Here is a 24,524-nt window from a genome sequence, read left to right on the forward strand (position 1 = left end):
TCAATAACAAAAACTGGAGTTTTAACGGTTAAAATAACCGACCAAACTCTTTTGTTGATAAGACAACTGCGTAATTGCCATTAGCATGATGATAAATAATATAAGTAACAATAATATTTTTACTGAATCGTATCGTTAACCTAAAACTTTTTTTACAACCTGTTATAGCTGGAATAAATAATATGGCAAATCCTCAAGATATTTATAATGATTTTAAAAATAAAAAAATTAGCTTATTATTTTGGCAATATGCTCTACCTTCGATTATTGGAACAACCGTTAATACTCTTTATAACATTATTGATGGGGTTTTTATTGGCCATTGGATTGGACGTGAAGCTTTGAGTGGCGCGGGCATTATTTTACCAGTTATGAATCTCGCTGCGGGCATTGGTATGCTGGTAGGTATTGGTTCGGCTAGTCGTATTTCGATATTTTTAGGTCGTGGTGAAATCGATAAAGCCGAAAGAGTTGCTGGCACTTCGTTTATGTTAACTGCGGTACTAAGTGGTATTACTTTAGCGTTATTGCTTTATTTTATCGATCCTGTTTTACATTTTATTGGTTCAAGCCCAAGCAACCATATTTATGCTCGTGAATTTTTAGAAGTGTTTTTACCAGGTAGTATTTTTATCACATTGACTTTCAATTACAACAATATGATGCGAGCAAGTGGTTACCCTTTCAAAGCTATGGTAACTATGTTTATTAGTGTAATTGCCAATATTATTCTTGCACCAATTTTTATTATTGTTTTAGATTGGGGCATGCGGGGAGCAGCTTTTGCAACCACACTATCTATGTTCATTAGCTTTTTATTTGTGATGCAGCATTTTATTAGTAAAAATAGTAATATTAAACTATACCGTCGTAATTTTAAGCTTGATTTTACCTATATTAAATCTATTTTATCTATTGGTATGTCGCCATTTGCAATGCAAGTTGCCGCGTCCGTGGTTGTAATATTCATTAACTGGCAATTAACTTACTATGCACCGATTTCTCATGTTTCAAGTGATGATGCGATTGCGGGTTATTCCAATGCAAATCGATTAATAACGCTGATTATTATGATTGTCATTGGCGTTAATCAAGGCATGCAACCAATCATTGGCTATAATTATGGTTCAAAAAATTATAAACGTGTAAAAGAAACTTTTATTTACGCGGTAAAAATCGCTACCGTGATTACTAGTACAGGGTTTATTTTAGGTTACTTTATGCCTGATGTGCTGGTTAGAGCATTCAGTTCTGAAACTGATTTAATTGCTATATCCGCGATTGCACTTCGTTACACAACATTTTCATTTGTATTTGTTGGTTTTCAAATGGTCACTACAAGCTTTTTCCAATGTATTGGTATGGCTAGAGTTTCTATTTTACTCAGTCTTTCAAGGCAAATTTTGATTTTATTGCCAACACTATATATTTTACCACAATTTTTTGATTTAGATGGTGTTTGGGCCTCGTCACCAACCGCTGATCTTTTATCAACCGGTATCGCTTATACTGCACTTTATTGGTATTTTAGATCGATAAAAAGCCGACATTATCCAAAATAAGTCAAATAGTGACGTTTTAATCTTAAAAAGGGGATAGCGTCCCCTTTGAATTGAAAACCGTTTTCTTAATTTTTATTAAATTAAGTGATCACAAATAATAGAACTATAATAAACAAATAGACAAATTTGCTGCTCTAGACCACCTTCACATCTTTTTTATCAAATTTTTTATGTATTCCTTTTTAAGTTTAAAAGACTATTTTCATATAAGGCATCGAAATTTAACTCAACTTACGCCTGACCTTAGTCGGTGGCTTTTGAAAGCAATATCAAGATTTACAGCAGATTTACACCAATATCTATAGAAAATAGCTGATAAATAAAGGAAATAAAACTGGGGCAAAAGCAGCTACTGTGCCTATGATGCCCCATAATATTGACACCAAAATAACGGATAATATACTTAAAGATTTATTCAATATTTTGTACTTGTTCTCGAATTTGCTCAATTAAAACTTTAAGTTCAATAGCACTAGCGGTCACATCAGCATTAATTGATTTTGATGCAATGGTATTTGATTCGCGGTTAAATTCTTGCATCATAAAATCAAGTCGACGCCCAATAGCTTCGTTTTTCTTTAAGATAGCATATGTTTCTTTAACATGTGTCATTAGGCGGTCAAGTTCTTCAGCTACGTCAATACGTTGAGCCATCAATACAATTTCTTGCTCTAATCTTGATTTATCGAGCTCAAGATTCGCTTCAGCCAATTTATTGTGCAAGCGCTCTTTTTGCCATTCAAGTATTTGGGGCATCCATTGTCGAATTTTTTCAACTTCTACAGTAATGCTTTCTAAACGTTGAATAATAAGATCGCGTAAGACTTCCCCTTCTCGTTCACGTACTGCAATTAATTCATCAATAGCTGTATCCAATAATGCTACAATTTCTTGTGATATGGTATCGAGATTTTGTTCTTTAGCTGATAGTACTCCTGGCCAACGTAATACATCAATAGGATTGACATCACCTGATTTATATTCAGTTTGAATCCAATGAACAGCATTGAGAACCTGTTTAGCTAAATCTTGATTTAAAGATAATTCTTGATGTTGCGAAGCAGGATCAAGTTCGAAACGTAAATTACATTCTATTTTACCACGCGTTAATCGACTTCTAAGTCGTTCTCGAATAATTGGCTCAAGTGATCGGAACTGCTCAGGCATACGAATATAGGTTTCTAAGTAGCGTTGATTAACCGAACGCAACTCCCAAGAGGCAGTCCCCCATGATTGATTCATCTCTTTTCTGGCGTAGGCGGTCATACTTGAAATCATAATTGCTTCCTAAATTTATAAAAACTTGCTGGGCATTGTATCATAAATTCTGTATAATGCGCTCTTAGCTTAGGCTAAACATCAATCCTTTCTAATTGATGTCCTCCTAAATGATAAATTCAAACAATTTTTTTAATATAACAGCTGGAGAATTGCATGCGCCCGTCTGGTCGAGCTGCGGAACAAGTCCGCCCAATCAAAATAATCCGTCATTATACTAAGCATGCAGAAGGTTCTGTATTAGTTGAGTTTGGTGAAACTAAAGTACTGTGTAACGCAACTGTTGAGGAAAGTGTACCACGCTTTTTAAAAGGCCAAAATCAAGGTTGGGTTACCGCAGAGTATGGTATGTTGCCACGGGCAACCAACTCAAGAACTCAGCGTGAAGCGGCAAAAGGTAAACAAACAGGTCGTACAATGGAAATTCAACGACTCATTGCTCGTTCATTAAGAGCGATGATTGATCTTAAATTACTTGGCGAATACACCATTACCCTAGACTGCGATGTCATACAAGCCGATGGTGGAACACGAACAGCATCAATTACTGGTGCATGTGTTGCCCTTAACGATGCAATCAATAAAATGATTGCGGAGGGTAAATTAAAACAGAATCCTATTAAATCGTTGGTTGCAGCTGTATCTGTTGGTATTGTCGATGGTCAAGCAGTATGTGATTTAGAATACATTGAAGATTCTAATGCTGATACAGATATGAATGTCATTATGACGGATGATGGACGCATCATCGAAGTACAAGGTACTGCTGAAGGTGAACCATTTAGTCATGATGAATTATTAGAATTGCTAGAACTAGCAAAAAATGGCATTGCCACAATTATTGATGCACAAAGACAAGCCTTAAAAGATTAATTGGAGAGGATCGATGAAATCATATAAAAGTGAGTTTATTGAATTTGCTTTAGATAGGCAAGCACTAAAGTTTGGTGAATTCACCTTAAAATCAGGACGAAAAAGCCCTTACTTTTTTAACGCAGGATTATTTAATACAGGTAAAGATTTGGCTTTATTAGGTCGCTTTTATGCTGCTGCGTTGATGGATGCAAATTTAAACTATGATGTCATCTTCGGTCCTGCCTATAAAGGGATTCCGATTGTTTCATCAACTGTGGTGGCCTTATCTGAACACCATAATGTTGATGTTCCTTATTGTTTTAATCGCAAAGAAGCTAAAGACCACGGTGAGGGTGGTAATCTGGTTGGTAGCACTATTTATCAACAACGCGTTATGTTAGTTGATGATGTAATTACTGCCGGTACTGCAATTCGTGAATCAATGCGAATTTTAGAAGATAATCAATCTAAACTTGCTGGTGTATTAATTTGCCTTGACCGTCAAGAAAAAGGTCGTGGTGAGTTATCTGCCATCCAAGAAATAAAGCAAACTTATCATTGCGATGTTATTTCAATCATCACATTAGATGATTTGATTCACTATCTTTACCAAGATCCCTCACGTCAAAATCAAGTTAAACAGGTTGAGGACTATCGAAATCATTATGGAATATAAAAGGCGTCTTACGGCGCTTTTTTTACATCATTTTACAATTTGATGTGTTTTTCTTACTTATCTTAAATTGAACTATTTATAATTTTTCGCCCGTAACGAGTTTCTTAAATCACTTAAAACCACCAATTCGAAATTAATTAAATAATGGGATATAAAATGAAAAAAACATTAATGCTTATTATCTTACTCAATATTGGTATAACTTTTAACTGCTATTCAGCAAATCTTAGGAATATCAATAATAATGAATCTCAAGTTGAACAATTGATCTATGGTAAAAATTTAATTCCCGTTGGAGAAATTGAAGCAAGCATCACTGAATCAATAAAATTAAAACCCAATACTGTTGAGTTCTCGGTGACTTTAAATACTAATGGCTCAACGCCGAGCGAAGCATCAAAACTCAATGCTAAATATATGAAAGAACTAAAAGAATATTTAGTTACACTTAATATCAAAGATAATAATTTAGAAACCATTGATTACAAAAACTATGAACAAAATGATTATAAACAAGTCAATGAGGAAAATGCACAATATAGTGCCAAACTCAATCTTGTTATAAACATTGAAGATAACGAGAAATTTTTAGAGTTAAATAAATTACTTGATAAATACAATATTAATGACGTTCGGAAATTTAAAGATTCCGAAATGGATAAAAAATTTACTTTTACTATTTTAGAATCTGCTAATAGTGCAAGCATGGCAAAAAATAAGGTATATCAGAAATATACAACCATAACTAATGAATTAAAAAAACGGCAACTCGATAATTTCACTATTACTGCGTCAGACATAGAACGAATTTCACCTGAAAAAATAAATGAAAAGCATTATTACGTATCTAATACAGTATTAATCAAAATTAACAACCTTGATGTCATTAATAAAATCATTGCTAAAGTACAAGAACTAAAAATGAAAGTTAACGATGATATTTTTTATAGTGTTTCACCTGATTTTATTGAGCAATCAATGAATGATCATGAAAAAACGTTATTAAATCAGTTAAGTAATAAAGTTGAACGCTTGCTCACTAAACAATATTTGGTGGGTGATCCAAAGTATCTCGAAATGAAAAAAGCTGATTACCAACAGCAATCACCAAAAAGACAAGCAAGACTTTATGGAACATTGGGCATGGCCATGGCATCTGTACCTGATGAGGACGCAGCCAATAAAATAAATATCTACGCCCCCTCCGATTTTGAAATACAACTCACTTTAACTGGCAAATTTGAAATACTAAAAAAGATTGAACAATAACTCATTAAAAAAATGATTTGGTAATAGAGAACGTCCCTCCTTAGTTAACCTATATACTTAACCATATGATTAATTAAGGAGAACTCAGATCAGCAAATTTATTAATCATCAAGTTTTAAAAGTTACCTAATGACTAATTTGCTCCCCCAATTCGACTTTGTAATTTAACAAGGTATCATTTAGAGTTACTTTGTACGTAAAACTTAGCATTGTCGTAATGATATATGATGGTTGAAAAGTCAAATGGTTCACCAGCACTGGTATAAAAAATTTCTTCAACACATAGGGCGGGATCCCCTGCGTTTAATCCTAAATAAACTGCGGTCTGCTTGTCTAATTTAATCGCTTTGAAATATTTGTCAGAAAAACCGATATTGATTTTGAAGATATCTTTTATGTAACTGAATATGGAGTGTTCGGCAATCTCTTTATTTAAATAACCAATCATTTTTTTTCGATAGTATGATTGTTCAAGCGCATAAACTTTGTCATCAAACTTACGTAAACGTTTTATAAAATAAACTTCTTCACCATCATCACATTGGAGGTTTTGTTTCACTTTAGAACTTGGTTGAACAATATCTACATTAAATACTTGCGAGGAATTCGGTGAACCATTTAAATCAACACTAAAACCATGACTTTCCAAAAAATTAAGATAACCACGTTTCTGCGGTTGCCTAACAAAAATACCGCTGCCTTGAATTTGATATATAACGCCATGCCTTTCTAAGCAGTTTAGTGCTTTGATAATGGTCGTACGACTAACTTGATATTGATTAATTAAACCTTCGATATTAGGCAGTTGGGTATCTTTAGGCAAATTTTGTTGATAAATTGCTTGCTGAATTTTCTTCGCCACATCTCGGTATTTTAGCATTCGTGTTCTTTATTGTTATTGTAATATATGCATCTTATTGTATACCTTCAAATAAGTTAATAAATGAAAATCGTTTTAAAACGCGATCTAGATCACAAACAATAAAATTGGTCATTAACAATTTTTTATTTAGGGATAAGATAGTTTCTCCTACTTGATGAAAGGAGTTTTATGAATGTCATCTAAAATTAGAGATTATAATAAATTGGCAGTTGATATTTTAAATGAGCTAGGCGGGGAAGATAATATCGTCTCTGTTGCTCGTTGTACTACCCGTTTGCGTATTGTTACGCAAAAAACACCCGACCATGCCAAGCAAGCCATTGCAAAATTACCAGGAGTAATTACTGTCGTTGAAAAAGGCGGTCAAATACAGATTGTTATCGGTACGAATGTTGAAAAAGTTTATAATGCTTTTATACAACTTATTAATACCGATAATAAAATTGCCAAAAATTCACAAAGTGGCATTCTAAATCGAGTCATTGCAACTATGTCAGCCGTTTTTGCGCCATTTGTTTATGTATTAGCAGCATCGGGGATTTTACAAGGGATCTTGATTTTAATTAAGTTAGCCTATCCTGAATTTGGAGCTACAGGTACTTACCAAGTTTTTAACTTTATTTCTTGGGCACCGTTTGCTTTTTTACCTATTTTTATTGCTATTACTGCCTCACAACATTTTCGATGCAACATTTATATTGCAGTGGCTTGTTGTGCAGCATTACTTTCACCAACGTGGGCAGAACTTGCTGCGATGATAAAAACAGGACAAGAAATTAATCTATTTGGATTAGCATTATCTGAAACTACCTATGCATCAACAGTATTACCACCTCTTTTTCTAGTTTGGTTGCTATCATATTTGGAGCATTTTTTAGAGCCTCGTTTACATAGCATCATAAAACCATTATTAATGCCATTGATCTGCTTAGTAATTATGGTACCACTTACTTTAGTTGCTATTGGACCAATTACTGCTGGTGCTGCACATTACATTGCTAATGGATATAATTGGATTGTTGACCTTGCACCATCAGTAGCAGGTGGTTTGATTGGTGCTGTTTGGCAGGTATTTGTTATATTTGGCGTACATTGGGGTATTACACCAGTTATTATTGAGAATATCAATCAATATGGGCAAGATTCTTTCCAAGCTTATCAAACCATCGCGGTTATTGGTCAAGTTGGCGCTGCGTTAGGTTTCTATATAAAAACTCGAAGCAAAGAAATGAAAGGCGTATCATTATCAGCTTTTGTGACAGGGATATTTGGTATTACTGAACCCGCTATCTATGGCGTGAACTTACGTTTTAAAAGACCATTTGTTTATGGCTGTATTTGTGGTGCACTTGGAGGCATTGCGGCAGGATTATTTACACCTTATTACTATACGTATGCTGCCTTGCCAGGGCCTTTGACTATTGTCAATGCCATTAATTCAGACCATTCAGGTTCTTTCATTGGTGTTTTAATTGGTTCGGTAATCGCATTATTTGGACCAGTTATTCTTATTCAAATTTTTGGCACAAATGAAACTCAACTAGGTAATGCAACAAGAGAAAATAAAACATCCAAAATTGAGAACGAAACACCTAAAATTATAATTGGTGAAATAAATGTGAGCAGCCCTATGATTGGTAAAGCATTACCACTCAGTGAAGTACCTGACCCTGTTTTTTCGCAAAAACTTATGGGCGAAGGTATTGCTATTGAACCAACCGATAATCATGTTTATGCACCTTATGATGGTGAAGTAACGGCTGTGTTTGAAGCATCAAAACATGCTATTGGTTTGGTTTTAGATAATGGTGTTGAATTATTAATTCACGTAGGTATTGACACGGTCAATTTAACCAATAATGAGTTTGAATACCATGTGAAATTGAATCAAAAAGTGAAAAAAGGTGATCGATTGATCAGCTTTGATCCTCAAGCAATTAAACAAGCCGGTTACCCATTAATTACTCCAATTATTATTGTTAATACTGATCAATACCAAGTAATCACATTAACTGAAAAAGCGGAAGTAAATCTAGATGATAACCTTTTTGAAATAAAGCAATAATAAGGAACCAAAAAATGACTAAAAATCCATTTTTATGGGGCGGAGCATTAGCCGCTCATCAATTCGAAGGTGGTTGGAATGAAGGTGGCAAAGGACCAAGCGTGGTTGATGTCATGACTGCGGGAGCACATAACGTTCCAAGACAAATCACACAAGAAATTGAAGCAGATAAATTTTATCCAAATCATACTGCCATCGATTTTTATCATCATTATAAAGAAGATATTAAACTGTTTTCTGAATTAGGTTTGAAATGCTTGCGTACTTCTATTGCTTGGACTCGTATCTTTCCAAAGGGTGATGAATTAGAGCCAAACGAAGAAGGTTTACGTTTTTATGATAATGTATTTGATGAGTTAATTGCTAATGGTATTGAACCTGTTATAACTTTATCTCATTTTGAAATGCCTTTACATATTGCTCGTCAATACGGTGGCTTTAGAAATCGTAAAACAGTTGAATTTTTTGAACGTTTTGCAACAGCTTGTTTTGAACGTTATAAAAACAAAGTGAAATATTGGATGACGTTTAACGAAATTAACAACCAAATGGATACCAGTAATCCGATATTTTTCTGGACTAATTCAGGTGTGAAGGTTCAACCCGATGAAAATCCGCAAGAAGTACTTTATCAAGTTGCTCATTATGAATTGTTAGCAAGCGCCAAAGCAGTTATCGCCGGTAAAAAAATTAATCCTAATTTTGAAATTGGCTGTATGATTTCTCATGTACCAATTTATCCATATTCTTGTAATCCACAAGATATGATGGCATCTGAAATTGCGATGCACCAACGCTTCTTCTTCCCTGATGTGCATGTTCGTGGTTATTATCCATCTTATGCCTTAAAAGAGTTTGAACGAGAAGGTTATAAACTTGATATCACCGATGAAGATTTAACGATTTTAAAACAAGGTACCGTTGATTACATCGGCTTTAGTTATTACATGTCAACTGTGGTTAAAGCTGATGCTAAAAATGATCATCGTGACAATATTGTCAATGGCGCTTTACCTAACGCGGTTGAAAATCCTTACATTAAAAGCAGCGATTGGGGTTGGCCAATTGATCCTGAAGGTCTACGTTATACTCTTAATCGTTTATACGATCGCTATCAATTACCACTATTTATTGTTGAAAATGGTTTTGGTGCTATCGACGAATTAGAAAACAGCAATAAAATTCATGATAAACCACGCATCGAATATCTTGGCGCCCACATTAAAGCAATGCTAAAAGCCATAGATTATGATGGAGTTGATGTCATGGGTTATACCGCATGGGGTATTATTGATGTCGTATCATTTACAACTGGCGAAATGAAAAAACGTTATGGTGTGATTTATGTAGACCGTGATAATGAAGGAAACGGTACTATGAAACGCTATAAAAAAGATTCATTTGATTGGTATAAACAAGTCATTAGCAGTAATGGCGCTAATTTAAAATAATACTAATAAGCAAGTTGTAATTTTTGGGGATGTTGTGTTCTTACATACATCCTCTTTTTTTATCTGTCAAAATCATTAAAAATTAAAGAGCAATTGCTTATCAAGCTGCGGATCAATTAAAGTAACATGGAAACCAATTAAACGTACTCCACGATCATTTCGACGTTCATGCCAAACTTTATAGGCTTGTTCGATTAAATCTTGTTTATCAAGTTTAGACCAAACATGTTCTTGCGTAGTAAGTTGAAAATCATCAAATTTAAACTTGACACCTTGGCGAGCTATCGACAAATCAGAACGAACTTTACTTAGCCGATTTTTGATTTCTTCAAATAACGGTTCAAACAGTAATAAACATTCATCCCAAGTATGAATGTCGTTAACTAACGTACGCTCAACCCCAACGGATTTACGTTGCCTATCATTACAGACCTCCCGCTCATCGATACCTTGACATCTTTCATATAACACTCGCCCAAATTTACCAAATTGATTAAGCAATTTACTCACATCATAATTAATCACATCATTACAGGTGACTAACCCTAATTCCGTTAATTTTTTTTCAGTCACTTTACCCACGCCAGGAATTTTTTTAAGGGGTAATTGAGCAATAAAGTTAGCAACATTATCTGGCGTAATTACATATTGTCCATTAGGTTTGTTCATATCTGAAGCGATTTTAGCTAAAAATTTTAGTGGGGCAACACCAGCCGAAGCAGTCAATTCTAGCTCTTTGTATATCGTCTGGCGGATATCTTGAGCAATTAAAGTAGCTGAGCCATGACAAAGTTTACAATCGGTCACATCTAAATACGCTTCATCTAATGACAAAGTTTCAATCGATTTAGTATAACGTTGAAATATTTGATGGATTTGCTTGGAGATTTCTTTATAAACAGCATGTCGACTTGGGATAACTTTAAGATTAGGACATAATTTCAGTGCTTGTGACATAGACATTGCACTATGTATCCCATATTGACGAGCTAAATAATTTGCAGTAGCAACAACGCCGCGTTTACGTGGATCCCCCCCTACAGCTATCGGCAAATTACGATAACGGGGATTATCTCTCATTTCAACTGCGGCATAAAAACAATCCATATCAACATGAATAATTTTTCGCATAGATTACTGTTTCACTGCATTTAAAATATAACTGTATAAATATACAATAGCATACCTTAAATGCTGGTGTAAACACTCTATAGACTTACTTTGTCAATTTATCAAAATCAATTAATCCATTTTTATCATAAGGATCACCAATCCAGCGTTTTCCCTCATAATAATTAGGATTTACTAAACTTTTTTCTGGTAGATATAAATTATAGCTCAGTCCAGCTAAATCAGACCATGTATGGATCAAATTCTGAGTACTAAATTTACGATTCACATAAGCATGATAGTTGTTAGGATGAGAAGCGATCCAACTAGGTGATTGCCATAACATAAATGGTATCGTATACATGGTACGTGTTGGTGCCTTTTCGTTACGGCCTAAAATATCATGTGGCGGAGTTTGGTAAACATCTTCACCATGATCAGAGAAATACAACATAAAGCCATTATCATGACTATTTTTGAATAGATTAAATAAAGTAGTTGTCACAAAATCATTATAACTTATAGCATTATCATAAGAATTGTATACATCCACATTCTCATCATGAATCTTAAATGGAATACTCGCTTTATCTTTAAATCGATCATATACCCCATCTTTTGGATAGCGGAATTCATATTTCATATGTGTGCCAAGAAGATGAATAATAATAAATTTCTTTTCTTCAGGTTCAGCAAGCACTTTCTTAAATGGTTCAAAGACCGACTCATCATATTGTCTTGAACTTTGATTTCGATCGTTATTCATATAAAACTGTTCATCTGTTTGTTTAGAAAACATCGTCAACATCGTATTGCGTTTAGTGATAGTTTGTTGATTGGTTATCCAATAGGTTTTATACCCTGCTTGTTTCATTAAGTCAATTAATGAGGGTTGGCTTAGGTAAAGGTCAGGATGTTGTTCATCCGCAAAAGTTAAGGCTTGTTGTAAAACCTCTATGGTATATGGCCTTGAAGACACAACATCATTAAACACTAAAAATTCTGGATTATCTTTTTTAAATTGCTCAATTTGTGGCGTCGTGTTACGGGGATATCCATAAATATTCATGCGATTGCGTGTGGTTGATTCACCGATGACTAAAACCAGTGTTCTTGGCGTATTTCCATTAGCATCATGTAAATCCTTAACAGGAGGTAAAGTACTCAAATGATGCATTATATCTTCCATATTCGAAAGTTGAGATCGATAAGCAATATAACTATTAATTAGTTGCCAAGGTACAGTGGTTTCCATTCGAGTTAACAAATGTGTTGCCGCTTTTTGCAAAGATGTTTTTTTTATTGTGACACTAATAACGAGTGGCATAATGGCATAAATAACAATTAATAATGACACAATCCATTTGGTTGGATTTTTGACATAAACAGGTCTTACTATGCTCCAAAGATAGATTCCAATTAAACAATATATAATCACGATAGCGATAAGTTTGAAACTAAAATACTGCTGAATAAATTCATTCGACTCAGTTAGATTTGATTCGGCCATGACAAAAAACACACTTTGAGAAAATTCCTGACGATAAATTATAAAATAACTTATTGAAATCAATGATAAAAATCCTACAATCAAACCATAGACAGTGGCAATTTTTCGAGTCTGATTTGGAAATAGTAATACTGGAATCAACCAAATTAAACTATAGATGATTGAATCACGTAAGCCAATAACATTAGCATGCCCAGAAGCAAAAATATAAAGTTGTAAACTACTGGAAAAATAGGTAAAAAATAAAACAACAACGATAAGTGCTGACCAATTAAACTTTTGGTTTTCTTGTATATTTGTCATGAAAATTTATTCGACATCAATAGTTATAGATGCGCATAAAATACACATACTAGATTAAAAAAACCTTAAGTAATACCAGGCTGATATTTAGAAAAAATTAATAGATCATCTCGTTAAGTAAATCTTTGAAAAAACCGTCTATTTTTTATTTAATGACAAACCTAATAATTTAGCAATTTCCGCATTTTCGAATTTGTTAAGTTGCCAAGGAGAATTATTAAAAATGATCTTCCCACTATCAACGACTATACAGCGTGAAAAGTTGTTCAAAGAATCATCCAGATAATGGGATACCATGAGTAACGTTAATGCCAATTCTTCACAAATATGATTAACCAACTCTAGCATTTCAAACCGCAATGCTTGGTCTAATGCCGAGAATGGTTCATCCAACAATAAAATAGGACGATGTTGAATTAAACAGCGTGCCAAAGCAACCCGTTGGCGCTGTCCTCCTGAAAGTTGATTGGGGTAGCGCGCATTAAAACCGGCTAAACCAACTTTAGCCAGCATATCAGCGACATTTTGCTTCTCAAAATTTGTTATCTTTAATGACGGTTTGATACCTAAAGCAATATTTTGCTCGACGGTTAAATGATCAAATAAGTTATTATTTTGAAACATCATTGAAACTGGGCGCTTACCGGGTAAAGTATGAGTCATGTTTTGATGGTTAAGGATGATTTTCCCTGAACTTGGAAAAATAAATCCTGCAATCAAACTTAAAAAGGTACTTTTACCTGCACCACTGGGACCAACAATGACCACTTTTTCTTGGGCATCAATTTGCACATTAAAATGCATCTTAAAATCATCATATTGATAATTAATTTGATTAAGTTCGATCATAATCCATCACAAATAATAAACTAAAAGATAAGATTAACAAAAATGCAGCCGTCACTGCGCTTTCTTGATAATGATAATGCGCTATTTGTTGATATAAATAAAAAGGCAATGTGGAGACTGCCTGTCCGCCAAATAATGCAATAATCCCAAAATCACCCATCGACAATAATGCCGAAAAAGCCACAGTCAAAGTAATGAGTTTTTTTAATGATTTATATTCGATTAAATAAAAATGATTAATGCCTACAATGTTTAATGTCTGACTTAATTGCCAATAACGTGATGTGACATCATACATGGGTGTCTCAAGATTTTTTAAGACAAAGGGTAATGCCATTAAACCATTACAAAGCATCATTAATCCACAAACGAACACTGCATTATCTGCCCATTGAAATGACACAATAAACAATCCAGATGCAAGCACCATGCTTGGAATGGCTAAAATTAATGACCCAACTAACATTAAACGATTGCTCCATTGTTGCTGTTTATTAATCAGTAGGCGGCTATTGGTCCAAAGCAATAATAAGGCAAGTAATACAGCAATCATGGCTGAACCAAAGGCAATTATTAACGAATACATAACCGATTGTTGAAAATCTGAACTTAACAGCGACCATTGGAAATAACTTATACCTTCAATTAATAACATAATCATTGGCAACAAAATATACATTCCGCCAAAAACAACAATAACAGCACTAACGATGCCCATCGTCACAGTAATTGGCAAACAATAATGAGGACGGATATACTGCACACTCAAATCGCGATAATGATTTATTTTTCTCATAAGCCAAACAAAACTAATACAGCAAATAAGTTGAATCAACGCCAATATGATGGCTTGTATCAAATCAAAGTCCCGAATCGATTGATAGATCGCCACTTCAATCGTAGTATATTTAGGTCCTCCTCCTAATGCCAATACAATGGCAAAACTGGTAAAACAAAGCAAAAAAACCAGTCCGGACATAGGTAAAAGCTGCCGGCGCAATAATGGCCATTCGACTAATTTAAAATAAGTAAAATGAGAAAAATTCAGCTGTGCAGCCAGTTGCTTTTGCTCAACAGGAACACTACTTAATGTTTGATAAAATAGACCACTTGCATAAGGAAAATTCAAAAAAACATGTGCTAATAAAATGCTCGATAATCCATAAATTGAAGTTGAAAAAGATAATCCTAAATAAGCAAAGCAAGAAGCGAATAAACCATGTTGACCATAAACGGATAATAGACCTGTTACTACAACTAATGTTGGTAGAATAAAGGCAACGGGCATAATCCGTATTAAAAAGCTTTTTCCCCAAAAATTAATCATTGTTAACGATTTAGCCATAACAACGGCCGCAAATATCGACAATGATGTCGATAATATAGCTTGTATGAAAGTAATCCAAATAATATGCAACAAATAGTTATCAAAATAGACTGTTAGATTATCGTATTTCATAGCTGTATAGCAAAGTGCAAATAGAGCTGTACCTAAAACCAATATTATTAAGCTGGCAGCGCTAATACCTGGCAGTAACGTTCTAAAATTCAACATTGCACTATATAAACAGATTAATCGTTTACTTTTCATTACTGACTAATGGCTGATTGCCATTCACGTACCCAAGCTTTTTGATTATCAGCCACTTTCTGTGCATCAAATTCAAGAGCTTTATTGATTTTATTAATCTGGTCAAATGCAGGTGGTAAAAAAGTGCTTATAATAGGATACATAACATTTTTTTCAGCAAATTGCTGTTGCACCTCAGGCGTTAATAAATATTGTAAAAAGCGACGTGCTAATTGCGGTTGCTGACTGTATTTAGTCATGCCCGCTATTTCAACTTGACGATAATGCCCCTCATCAAAAACAGCAGAATTATAACGAAAATCTTGATCGTTAATGATATGTGCAACAGGGGAAGTACTGTAACTAAGCACAAAATCAGCTTCACCTTTTAAAAACATACCGTATGCCTCACTCCAACCTTTGGTAACCGTTACGGTATTTTTAGCAATCTTTTGCCAGGCAAATACCGCATCATTACCGTAAATGCTTTTTACCCAAAAAAGTAAACCTAATCCAGGCGTACTGGTTCTTGGATCTTGATAAATAATCTTCCAATTCGCTTTATTTTCAACTAATTCATGCAATGAGTGAGGAGGACTTTTTATTTTTTCTTTATTATAAATAAAAGCAAAATAACCGAAATCATACGGAATAAAATCCTCATCCCACCAATCAGTGTTAAGATTATTAGGTTTAGTTATTTGGTGGGGAGTAACTATATCAGCCTGTTTGGCTTGCCCTAAAAGATTGTTGTCTAACCCTAAAATAACATCGGCGCTCGTTTTATTACCCTCTAGGCGAAGGCGATTTAAAATTGACACACCATCCCCCAGAGTAACAATATTAAGTTGGCAATCACATTGAGCTTCAAAACCCTGTTTAATAACTTCGCCAGGTCCCCACTTAGAAATGAAAGAGTTGTAACTATAAATGGTCAAAGTAGGTTTATCATAAAGATTAGCATTGGCTGAAGTTGCCACGAAAAACACAGAAAATAAAAATGACTGTAAAAATTTATTACAAAACATTTTGCCTCCAAAAAAGCGAATAAAAGACAAAAGGTTTGAGCAGAAACAATAACTCAAATCCCTCCGCTGGCATGACCCAGTTCAGGTTCGACGAGTTGCATTAGCAAATAATACTCTCAGTCCTTAGGACACCCCGTTGAGAACGATGTTAGTTTAGTAGTTAGTTGAATGATTGTAAATAAAGAAAGTCGTTTGTTTTTTTGTAATCATTTTTAAGTAAGAAAATCCATTGATTTCAAATAAATTTCAATTATATCAATAATTATCAACCTAAGATCCTCATCTAAGTATAAAAAATGGATATGCTAAATGAAAAATAGCGATATTTATAAAAAATATTTAGGAGTCTATACCGTCTCGTTTTTCTGTTTTTATATTATTATTGTATATTTATCATTTATTCTTCTATTCATTTGAAAATTTTTTCTGGAAAGGATCCTATGGTAATTGATGAATATGCCTTGCATTCATTAATTACCAGAAGTAACTTTTTGGTATTAGATGCAAAAGATCCATTTTTGAAAGCCTTACCATTTGAAATGGGCAATCAGATTGCATATCATTATTAAACCAAACAATATCGTTTTATCCGATATCTTTCAATAAATTATGGAGCTCTCTTCAAAAAACACACCTAATCAGATTCAAAAGTGCTATCGCGCTTTCGAATACAGCTGTTGATTTGACGCCAAATGAACATCAATTGCTCTTCAGTATGTGCCTGTGTTTCATTAAAAGGAATTTTGTAATACATTCTGATACCCTATAGGGGGGATTTAAAAGTTGGATCTGTCATATGAATTCCTAACATAAATACATACCCTCTGCCATCGGTACCCTTCTAAAAGATTGAAATATCGGATGTACTCGTATCCTCCATACGTTCAAAAATGACACCTTGGTGCTCTATCAGGATCTTTTAAGGGATAAAGGATATAATTGCTTTCAAATAACTTCCATCAATCAAATGATCAGGCTTAGTTTCTCTCAACTCTTACTCACGCAGGGTTATCATTTGTTTAAAAGAGAGCAAATATTGTCGTTGAGTAGCAATGTTGTTATTATCACTCTGATAATAACAACATCCTCCGTGACTTGCTTCAAATTGAACTGGTAAATTAATTAGATAAGTGCCTAAGCAACGGATTGAGGAATTTTCTAAGCTTTGCGTCACTTGTTGTTTTTTTGATAAATCAGCCATACGCACTCGAGATAAGAGTTCGTATCTCCTTTAACTCAGAAAGATCAAGACGATTTTTAGCACCAATATGATCTGTTGCAGTTTTTTTCATTGATGTTGTTAACCTTCAACAACCCAACAGCTGACATGCTATTTTCTAAACGCCAAACTTTTTCTGAATTTATATCTCTGCTATCTTTATGTTTAACTTTTAAATTACTGCCCATCATTCCCGGAATAAAATATTTGGCACAATAATTCTTTCTTTTTTATTTAACATAGTATGTAGCTTATTGTCTGTGGTTGGAACAGTATTATATTAGAACGACTGCTGTTGTTTTCTATTCCACATATTTTCCTACTTATCCAAGATTAATTTTCTAGGACTAAAGACTCATATATCGATTAACCATTGATTTTTTTTTGATCCGTGACTCTTAAAAAATTTTTTTATCGGCAATGAATGCATTGTTGCTAAATAGAGAGGTTCGCATACATAAATTGGTTTGGATCATTTGCGGTTCAATCCACCATTCGTCTAACACTTCTATGACTTTTGATGATCCATTTATATCACATAAGCAAACCCTATTTGCAATTAATACAGGATTTCGTCTAAGGTTGAGGATGAAAATCATCTATTTCATCTCTCCATTCATTATAATCCCAAGTTACTATTTTGGTTTTCAGCTCTTCCAAGTAGTCTAGTGCCGCTTGTTTTTCGGTTGGGCTAAGTTGCTGTTCTAATCGATGTTGAATTTGCTTATTATATTCCCAAACAGGCGGTAGTTGATAAGCATACCATGCTAAATTATTGCCTATCTTGATGATTTTTTGTTTTGCATAATCACTTAACAGCGACCAGGCATAGGCTTTCATCGGATCTTGATCCCGTCCTAAACCATATAAATACGCTTCAGTCACGCGTAATATTCCTATAATTGAGCTATGTTCCGCCATTAGCTGCGCATAATCTATGGCCTGTTTTAAATCGTCTAATTTTAATATTTTTCGGTATTCGATTAATTTATTCAGTTTCTCGTATTCTTTATCCTTGTAATGGTCTCCTTGTTGAAATAATATTCGGGCTGTTAAATCTTCGTAACAGTGATAGCCACCTTCAATTGCAAAATTTAAATACTCAATACTTTTTTCTAATTGCTCATCTGGACAAGAGCGCGCCATTCCTTGTTCATCATACCAACAAAAACCCATTCCCAAGCCCTTTTCATACGCAAAATAGGGATATTTTAAATCGGCAAACTTATCCCACAAATAACTTCTCATTTTAGTACTTTTAAACACCTCTGGTTCTACTAACGGTTTACCTGCACTATCCACTAACTGATCCCGATACTTATCCATAAATTCTGTAAATGAGATCATCCCTTCTTCTTTGTAATCTTCATTAAAATGTTTCTGCCAAGTAAGGAGAGAATAATAATACGGCATGGCATTTTTATCCCATTGCCAGGCATGTTTTAAAAATTTGACTAAGTTGTCCGGACTAACTACCGCATGAAATACTTGATCGTCAAAGGCTGATTCATACAGCTTTTTAGCTTCGTCAATACGTAATAATTGATTTTCAGGAATGGTTGAAGGGTAAATGGTAAAGTCCATAGGTAGATTTTCCAGTTGATTAAGCTTGTGGTTTCGTTTTTTTGAATGATCAGTATTTAAATAAATCAGACTAATCACAACACAAAAACCAATTACACATATGATTAACTTTTTTAGTAAAGATTGAATTGTTCTTGTAGGATAATTCATTAAAGATATTCCAAATCATTCTGATTAAAGACATCCACTTTGACAATGCGACCTTCTAATTTGCCTTTGTTAAAAACCCGGCAAGGTAAAATTTGATTTTTGGGTGCAAGTTTTTTTATTTCTTCATATATGGGATAAATGGGATTTAGTACACCTCTTTTAATCATTTCTTCCTTATAAACATTCATATTTATCAATGTTTTTTTGTATGTTTCTCCAGTGGATAAAGCATATCCCCATAGGGCACAAGAAGTAAATGGCATGATCATTTTATTGATCTCTCTTTTTGGTCGATATTTATAAGAAGCATTATCTAATGTGGAATTGGATGCTGTAATCTGTCCATAACCCATGATACTAACTGCAAGATTACTAAACTCGTCAACATTGCCCGCAAAATTTGCATAAGTCACTTGTCCTAAACAACGAGTTTCTTGTAATTCTGATATGGTTTTCGCTAAACAAATTTGATTCTTTATTTTTGTTATATCTAGCGTATCTTCATACGCACTACCCCGACAAGAGTGTAAAACAAAAATGCCCTCATTTGGGTGCCAAGGTAAACGCTTTATGTTATCTTCTTTGTCAAAACAAATTTTTTTATTATTTCTAAAAATTAAAGATTCATGGCTACCATGACCGAAATAATGAACTTGCCACAATGCGTATTTTGCTGCCGTTTTAGCGTTGGTAAGTTCATTATACAACTTTGTCCATTCTGCTTTAAATTGTGGTGGATGTTCAAAACCTTTAATAATTCTTACTTCTGCATTTGGATATTTTTTCAATATTCTCGATCGTTTATGTTCTGCTGCTCTTTTAAAGTCTGATGCTCCCGTACCACCATAAGCAAATAACACAAATAAAGGAATTTGCACATTTTTTAGTTTGATGTTATGAAAGACTATGTTTCCACGTTCAATTTTTTTTGTTTGGGCCGTAAATACAGGGCGATTTTTTTGATTTCCATTGTTATTGGGCATAATTAACTTACCTGCTTATCATTTCTATGGTTATTGTTTCGTTTTCATTGACAGTATGAAAGGCTTTTGTATGTCCATTTTCATCCGTTTTACCCTGCACTTTTTTTCCATCAGGTAGTGTGGCAATATAAGGCTCGTTGGCATAGATTTTTCCGGTTTCATCATTGCAAATAAATTTCACCGCATAATCACCTATCATATCAGGCAACGTTAACGAGTCACTATTTATCGTTGCCGGTCCCATTTTTTGCAGAGCATTGCTTTTTATATACACATTATCCGCTGTGCCCAGCTCAATGCCCTCACGGCTGATTTTGATAAAAGAGCCACCACACATTAACGTCAGCTCTTCGCTTGCTGTGAGGGTGAGTTCACCGTCCACACTGTCGATTTTGATATCTTGTTGAGCCGCCATATTCAAGTTGGCATTTTGCGCTTGCAGGTTGATTTCCCCCTGATTGGCCAACAGTTTCATGCCCGATTTATGGGCAAATAAGCCTATGGCTTCGCCGGATGTGACTGTGATGTTTTTCAGGGCATGGATGTCGGTTTGGTGTTCACTGGTTAAGGAAATACTGTTACTCGAGGACAGTTGGATATTTTCCGGACTGGTTAACGCAATGCCTGCCTGTGCATAAGCTAAGATGCCACTTTCAGTGAGCGTCGTTAACGCTGCTTTAAGCTGGTCCTGACTGGCGGTGTCAGCACCGTGTGCGTCGCATTGATTGGCAGCCTGTTGCAGCGCTTTGGCTATCGATAAGGCATTTTCCAGCTGGGTAATGGCGCCTTGCATATCCAGTTGCTGACCTTGCGCTTTGGGCTCGGTTTGTGTCGTCAGGTATAAGCCTTTTTCAGCCGCTATCGACCCCCATTCATCGGTGCGCAGTTCAAACCCTTCACCCCGTAACGCTTTTTTTTGGTTGACTAAGTGTCCCAGATTGAGTTGCGTTTTGCCGTATTCGGTCGCCAGCTTGATGTGCTCCTGCCCCCGTTTGTCTTCCATGCGCAGTTTGTTATTGGTGGGGGTGCGAATCACATTGCGGTGTTTGTTTATCGTGGTCACCAGGTCAGGGTGCACACTGTCGTGCAGGGCATGGGCGATATACGGTCGGTCCGGATTGCCGTTGGTGAAGGCGACCGCCACTTGCGTGCCGTCAATGAGCGGAAAGTGAATGCCATAGGTGCTGCCGGCATACGGTCTGGCCAGTCTTAACCATAGGCTCTCTTCCCCGTTTTTCCACGCTTTTAAGTCAAAGTTAAATTTAACCCGATAACGACCCTGTGTATCAATGTAACCGTAAGTGTCATTATCCGGACTGCTTACCCGTGCCGGCAGGGTGCCGTGCACCGTCGGCGCCGGCAGCGGTGCCGGTCGGTAAGGTTTTAAGGCGTGATACGGTATGGCGGTAAAACGCAGTTCGTAAGCTTCGGTGCGGTTGCCTTGCCCTTCCACACTTAATATTAGGACGCCCTCATCAATGTCCATCCATGGACTACCGTTAATCTGTATGCGTTGACCCGGTGTCAGATTGGCATGATTGCTTTTCCCGTGGATGATAGTTTGTTGACTGATGGCGTGTTCATGACGTATTCGCGCATACCAGTTACCACTTTCCACCGCATTGTCGTAAGGATTGTCGCTGTTATGATGGCTCTTGTCATTGTCATTGTCATTGCTATTGTGATAATTGTTGTTATTGTCGTTATTGTTGTTGCTATCTTCCTCTTCCCCGTCTTTCTCTGCCTGACCGTGTGTGGTCAGACCTTTGTAATGCTCATCATAACGGTAATCGGTGCCATAAGTGGTGGTGTCTTTCGGTTGGCTGTTGACTTCACCAACGAAACTGGCGTTGGCATCGCGGTAGTTATAATCCTGCACCTTAACCGAGGATTCGACGACCTGACTGCGCAAGGTGATGTCCCAGACACTTTCCCGTCCACCATCCAGGGTGCCACTGGGCGGTTGGTAACGGATATCCGACGCCTGCCCATACCCCTGCTCGTTATCACTGATGACCATCACATCACAATGATGCTCGCCATGCGTTTCAAACCGGAAATACACCCCCACATCCGCCAGCAGTCGTTGAATGAATGCCAGGTCACTTTCCTGCCATTGCGTGATGAATTCTCGCTCCGGATAGTGATGGTTTAATTCCAGACGATAATCCACCCCCGTATAGCCATGACTGCGCAGGACTTCTTCAACCACACTTATCACGCTTTGTTTCTGAAAAATGGCATAATTGTGACTTAACCCCAGTCTTGCCAATGGTGAGGATAAGACCACCTGATAGCGGACCTCGTCGTGACTGACCGATAACTGTCCAAATGTGGTTATCACGCCATAGAGCGTACGTGATGCACCTTGTGAGAATAAGGCGTTCAATGAATTGAGTGGCGTGTTTTGCTTTAACCCGTTTAAGGGCGCTGTCGCGCTTTGAGGATTGACCGACGACTCGGAGGGTTTTAATTCGTGCAATGCATCAAATGGGGTGCTGGCGTTCAGTAAGTCTGAGGCACCCAATGCCAAAGAGGTCAAATCGGCATGAACAGGATTGAAACGAAACCAGGCTTTTTGATTGAGAAACGATTCCGCATCCAGATGTGGATGTGGGCTGGTAAAGGTGATGGTGTAATGCCAGGGCTGGTTAAGTTGTTCATTGCCGGCAACCTGTAAAACCGAAATCGGCGCGCTTTGACCATCGACAGTTAAGGTATAGCGATTATGGGCGGTGCCTTTCTTCAGACTGCGCTTTAATCCATGTTTTAAACCATGACTTAAACCATTTTCCAATGGATTGATCAGATGGGTTAATCCTTTATCCATGTTATCCTCTTTTAGTATTTCATGCTTACGAAATATAGATTATTGTTATTATTGTTGTTGCTATTGTTATGAACAATTATTTAACTTTACTTTGACAACAAAAGGTTGATTTTTTTATTGAGAAACATCATTCAAATCTGAAGCGAATTCGTGTTAAAAAATAACCTAAAAAAGAATATAAAATACCCTGTTTCGTGTATTTTGCAACCTTTTTTTGAAAAATACTTTAATTTTAATTTAAGAAGATAACTTACAGATATAATTAATAAATAATCAAAAAAAATAACGATTTGTCATTTAAACATTGTAAGAAAAGAATTTACATCAACGATCCATACGTGAATGAAATTTTTTATAAAAACATCTCAATTTTTATTGTTCAATGAAAAATCAGATAATTAACTTTTGTTTTTTATTTTCGAATTATTTACATTTATTGCCATATTTTTTACTAAATAGACACTTAATTACCCTGTAAATTATATAAACATTGGTATTAACGGTTTAGCTATCAATTTCAATATTTTGAAATTTTTTTTACGATTTCTTTTCAGATCAAATTTGACAAAATAAGATTAAAAATTCTATTATTTAACAACTTTCTCGTTATATGCGTCATCCCTTGCATATGATCCTCTGGTGTTGATCACCGGAGGAATTTTTTCTTCTTAACCCCTTATTTTTTAATTTTATATTCTTTTTTCATAACTTTTTACTACACAATAAGTTCCATTTTCCCGTACAGTTTTTTATTAACGTTTTAAAAATTAATTATAAAATAAGAAAGAAAGTTAGATTTTAAATTCTTTTAATGATAATTAATCCACCATAATTTGTGTGCTTTTAGTGTAAAAAAATTAACTAAAGCAAATTGAAGTTGCTAATCAGCTTTAATAGCTATATTTGCTTTATCATACTAGTTTTTAATTAAATAATTTTATTTAATATTAATCGGATATTATACAAATTTATGGTTATTACTAATCATTGTTTAGCCGAGACTTCTAATATTTAGTAAATGGATTTTTATGTAAAAATGATTTTTAATAATTGATAGGTTTTATTTTAACCTATATTGTGACGTTAACTCTATAGCAATTAAGACATAATCCTTTTATTTTTTTCAAAAAAAACAATAAATAATTTTGTCTATAAGCTCATTTGGGCTTAAAATGGAGAAGGTAAAGTAGATTACTAAAAAATTTCAACTATTCAAAATGTTAATCTTTATTTTTAATGCTATTTTTCATAAAATGCGATTATTTAGCTTACTTCTTCCTTTAAGGAACAATGATAATTTGCACTTAATGAGTTTAAACCTTTTTTAAAGATCTTTTTACGTCATGCAA

At 35.0% G+C, this 24,524-nt stretch carries 18 protein-coding genes and 1 riboswitch; of the genes, 7 read left to right on the forward strand and 11 right to left on the reverse strand.

What is annotated here, in order from left to right; genetic code table 11:
- The first annotated feature begins 182 nt into the window (after positions 1–182).
- On the forward strand, positions 183–1,562 hold the full coding sequence (locus J4T76_RS00475; protein ID WP_267340693.1) for an MATE family efflux transporter: 1,380 nt from the start codon (positions 183–185) through the stop codon (positions 1,560–1,562).
- A 411-nt stretch (positions 1,563–1,973) separates the two neighbouring features.
- On the opposite strand, the gene J4T76_RS00480 is transcribed toward J4T76_RS00475, so the two are convergent.
- Positions 1,974–2,840 carry a YicC/YloC family endoribonuclease gene (locus J4T76_RS00480; RefSeq protein ID WP_267340692.1) on the reverse strand — a complete coding sequence of 289 codons (867 nt, stop codon included), beginning with the start codon at positions 2,838–2,840 and terminating at the stop codon, positions 1,974–1,976.
- A gap of 156 nt (positions 2,841–2,996) precedes the next feature.
- Between J4T76_RS00480 and rph the strand changes: the two genes are divergently transcribed.
- From rph to J4T76_RS00495, 3 genes are all read left to right on the forward strand, one after another.
- Positions 2,997–3,713 carry a ribonuclease PH gene (gene rph / locus J4T76_RS00485; RefSeq protein ID WP_267340691.1) on the forward strand — a complete coding sequence of 239 codons (717 nt, stop codon included), beginning with the start codon at positions 2,997–2,999 and terminating at the stop codon, positions 3,711–3,713.
- 13 nt (positions 3,714–3,726) lie between these two features.
- Positions 3,727–4,371 (forward strand): orotate phosphoribosyltransferase, encoded by a 645-nt coding sequence (pyrE, locus tag J4T76_RS00490; protein WP_267340690.1) that lies wholly within the window; start codon positions 3,727–3,729, stop codon positions 4,369–4,371.
- Between the two features lie 156 nt (positions 4,372–4,527).
- Positions 4,528–5,640 carry an SIMPL domain-containing protein gene (locus tag J4T76_RS00495; protein WP_267340688.1) on the forward strand — a complete coding sequence of 371 codons (1,113 nt, stop codon included), beginning with the start codon at positions 4,528–4,530 and terminating at the stop codon, positions 5,638–5,640.
- 175 nt (positions 5,641–5,815) lie between these two features.
- On the opposite strand, the gene J4T76_RS00500 is transcribed toward J4T76_RS00495, so the two are convergent.
- Positions 5,816–6,520: a GntR family transcriptional regulator gene (locus J4T76_RS00500; RefSeq protein WP_267356207.1), complete on the reverse strand. Its 705-nt coding sequence runs from the start codon at positions 6,518–6,520 to the stop codon at positions 5,816–5,818.
- Between the two features lie 175 nt (positions 6,521–6,695).
- Between J4T76_RS00500 and J4T76_RS00505 the strand changes: the two genes are divergently transcribed.
- Positions 6,696–8,588, forward strand: a complete 1,893-nt coding sequence (locus J4T76_RS00505; RefSeq protein WP_267340686.1) for a glucose PTS transporter subunit IIA — start codon at positions 6,696–6,698, stop codon at positions 8,586–8,588.
- 14 nt (positions 8,589–8,602) lie between these two features.
- Entirely contained in the window at positions 8,603–10,039 is a 1,437-nt protein-coding gene (locus J4T76_RS00510) for a 6-phospho-beta-glucosidase (protein ID WP_267340685.1), read from the forward strand.
- A gap of 75 nt (positions 10,040–10,114) precedes the next feature.
- Here the strand turns inward: J4T76_RS00510 and dinB are convergent, their stop codons facing one another.
- The 5 genes from dinB to thiB form a co-directional block, all read right to left on the reverse strand.
- The gene (dinB, locus tag J4T76_RS00515; RefSeq protein ID WP_267340684.1) at positions 10,115–11,170 is read right to left on the reverse strand and encodes a DNA polymerase IV; all 1,056 of its coding nucleotides are present in this window, start codon (positions 11,168–11,170) and stop codon (positions 10,115–10,117) included.
- 85 nt (positions 11,171–11,255) lie between these two features.
- Positions 11,256–12,968, reverse strand: coding sequence for a phosphoethanolamine transferase CptA (cptA, locus tag J4T76_RS00520; protein ID WP_416380581.1), 1,713 nt, complete (start codon positions 12,966–12,968; stop codon positions 11,256–11,258).
- A gap of 132 nt (positions 12,969–13,100) precedes the next feature.
- The gene (gene thiQ / locus J4T76_RS00525) at positions 13,101–13,811 is read right to left on the reverse strand and encodes a thiamine ABC transporter ATP-binding protein ThiQ (RefSeq protein ID WP_267340682.1); all 711 of its coding nucleotides are present in this window, start codon (positions 13,809–13,811) and stop codon (positions 13,101–13,103) included.
- The gene (gene thiP / locus J4T76_RS00530; RefSeq protein ID WP_267356205.1) at positions 13,798–15,402 is read right to left on the reverse strand and encodes a thiamine/thiamine pyrophosphate ABC transporter permease; all 1,605 of its coding nucleotides are present in this window, start codon (positions 15,400–15,402) and stop codon (positions 13,798–13,800) included. The genes thiQ and thiP overlap by 14 nt, the downstream gene beginning before the upstream one ends.
- Positions 15,402–16,409: a thiamine ABC transporter substrate binding subunit gene (thiB, locus tag J4T76_RS00535; protein ID WP_267356203.1), complete on the reverse strand. Its 1,008-nt coding sequence runs from the start codon at positions 16,407–16,409 to the stop codon at positions 15,402–15,404. The genes thiP and thiB overlap by 1 nt, the downstream gene beginning before the upstream one ends.
- Before the next feature lie 40 nt (positions 16,410–16,449).
- Positions 16,450–16,555: riboswitch (TPP riboswitch) on the reverse strand.
- A 294-nt stretch (positions 16,556–16,849) separates the two neighbouring features.
- Here thiB and J4T76_RS00540 point away from each other — a divergent pair.
- Entirely contained in the window at positions 16,850–16,978 is a 129-nt protein-coding gene (locus tag J4T76_RS00540) for a hypothetical protein (RefSeq protein WP_267340678.1), read from the forward strand.
- 425 nt (positions 16,979–17,403) lie between these two features.
- Here J4T76_RS00540 and J4T76_RS00545 read toward each other — a convergent pair whose 3' ends face one another.
- The 4 genes from J4T76_RS00545 to J4T76_RS00560 all read right to left on the reverse strand — a co-directional run bounded on the left by J4T76_RS00545 (position 17,404) and on the right by J4T76_RS00560 (position 23,175).
- Positions 17,404–17,610 (reverse strand): hypothetical protein, encoded by a 207-nt coding sequence (locus J4T76_RS00545; protein ID WP_267340677.1) that lies wholly within the window; start codon positions 17,608–17,610, stop codon positions 17,404–17,406.
- A 594-nt stretch (positions 17,611–18,204) separates the two neighbouring features.
- On the reverse strand, positions 18,205–19,362 hold the full coding sequence (locus J4T76_RS00550) for a hypothetical protein (protein WP_267355193.1): 1,158 nt from the start codon (positions 19,360–19,362) through the stop codon (positions 18,205–18,207).
- Positions 19,362–20,345 carry a hypothetical protein gene (locus J4T76_RS00555; RefSeq protein WP_267340675.1) on the reverse strand — a complete coding sequence of 328 codons (984 nt, stop codon included), beginning with the start codon at positions 20,343–20,345 and terminating at the stop codon, positions 19,362–19,364. Before J4T76_RS00555 ends, J4T76_RS00550 begins: the two co-directional genes overlap by 1 nt.
- Before the next feature lie 7 nt (positions 20,346–20,352).
- Positions 20,353–23,175, reverse strand: a complete 2,823-nt coding sequence (locus J4T76_RS00560) for a type VI secretion system Vgr family protein (RefSeq protein WP_274460490.1) — start codon at positions 23,173–23,175, stop codon at positions 20,353–20,355.
- Between the last annotated feature and the right edge of the window lie 1,349 nt (positions 23,176–24,524).

The sequence above is a fragment of the Gilliamella sp. B3022 genome, from assembly GCF_028751545.1.
GTDB lineage: Bacteria > Pseudomonadota > Gammaproteobacteria > Enterobacterales > Orbaceae > Gilliamella.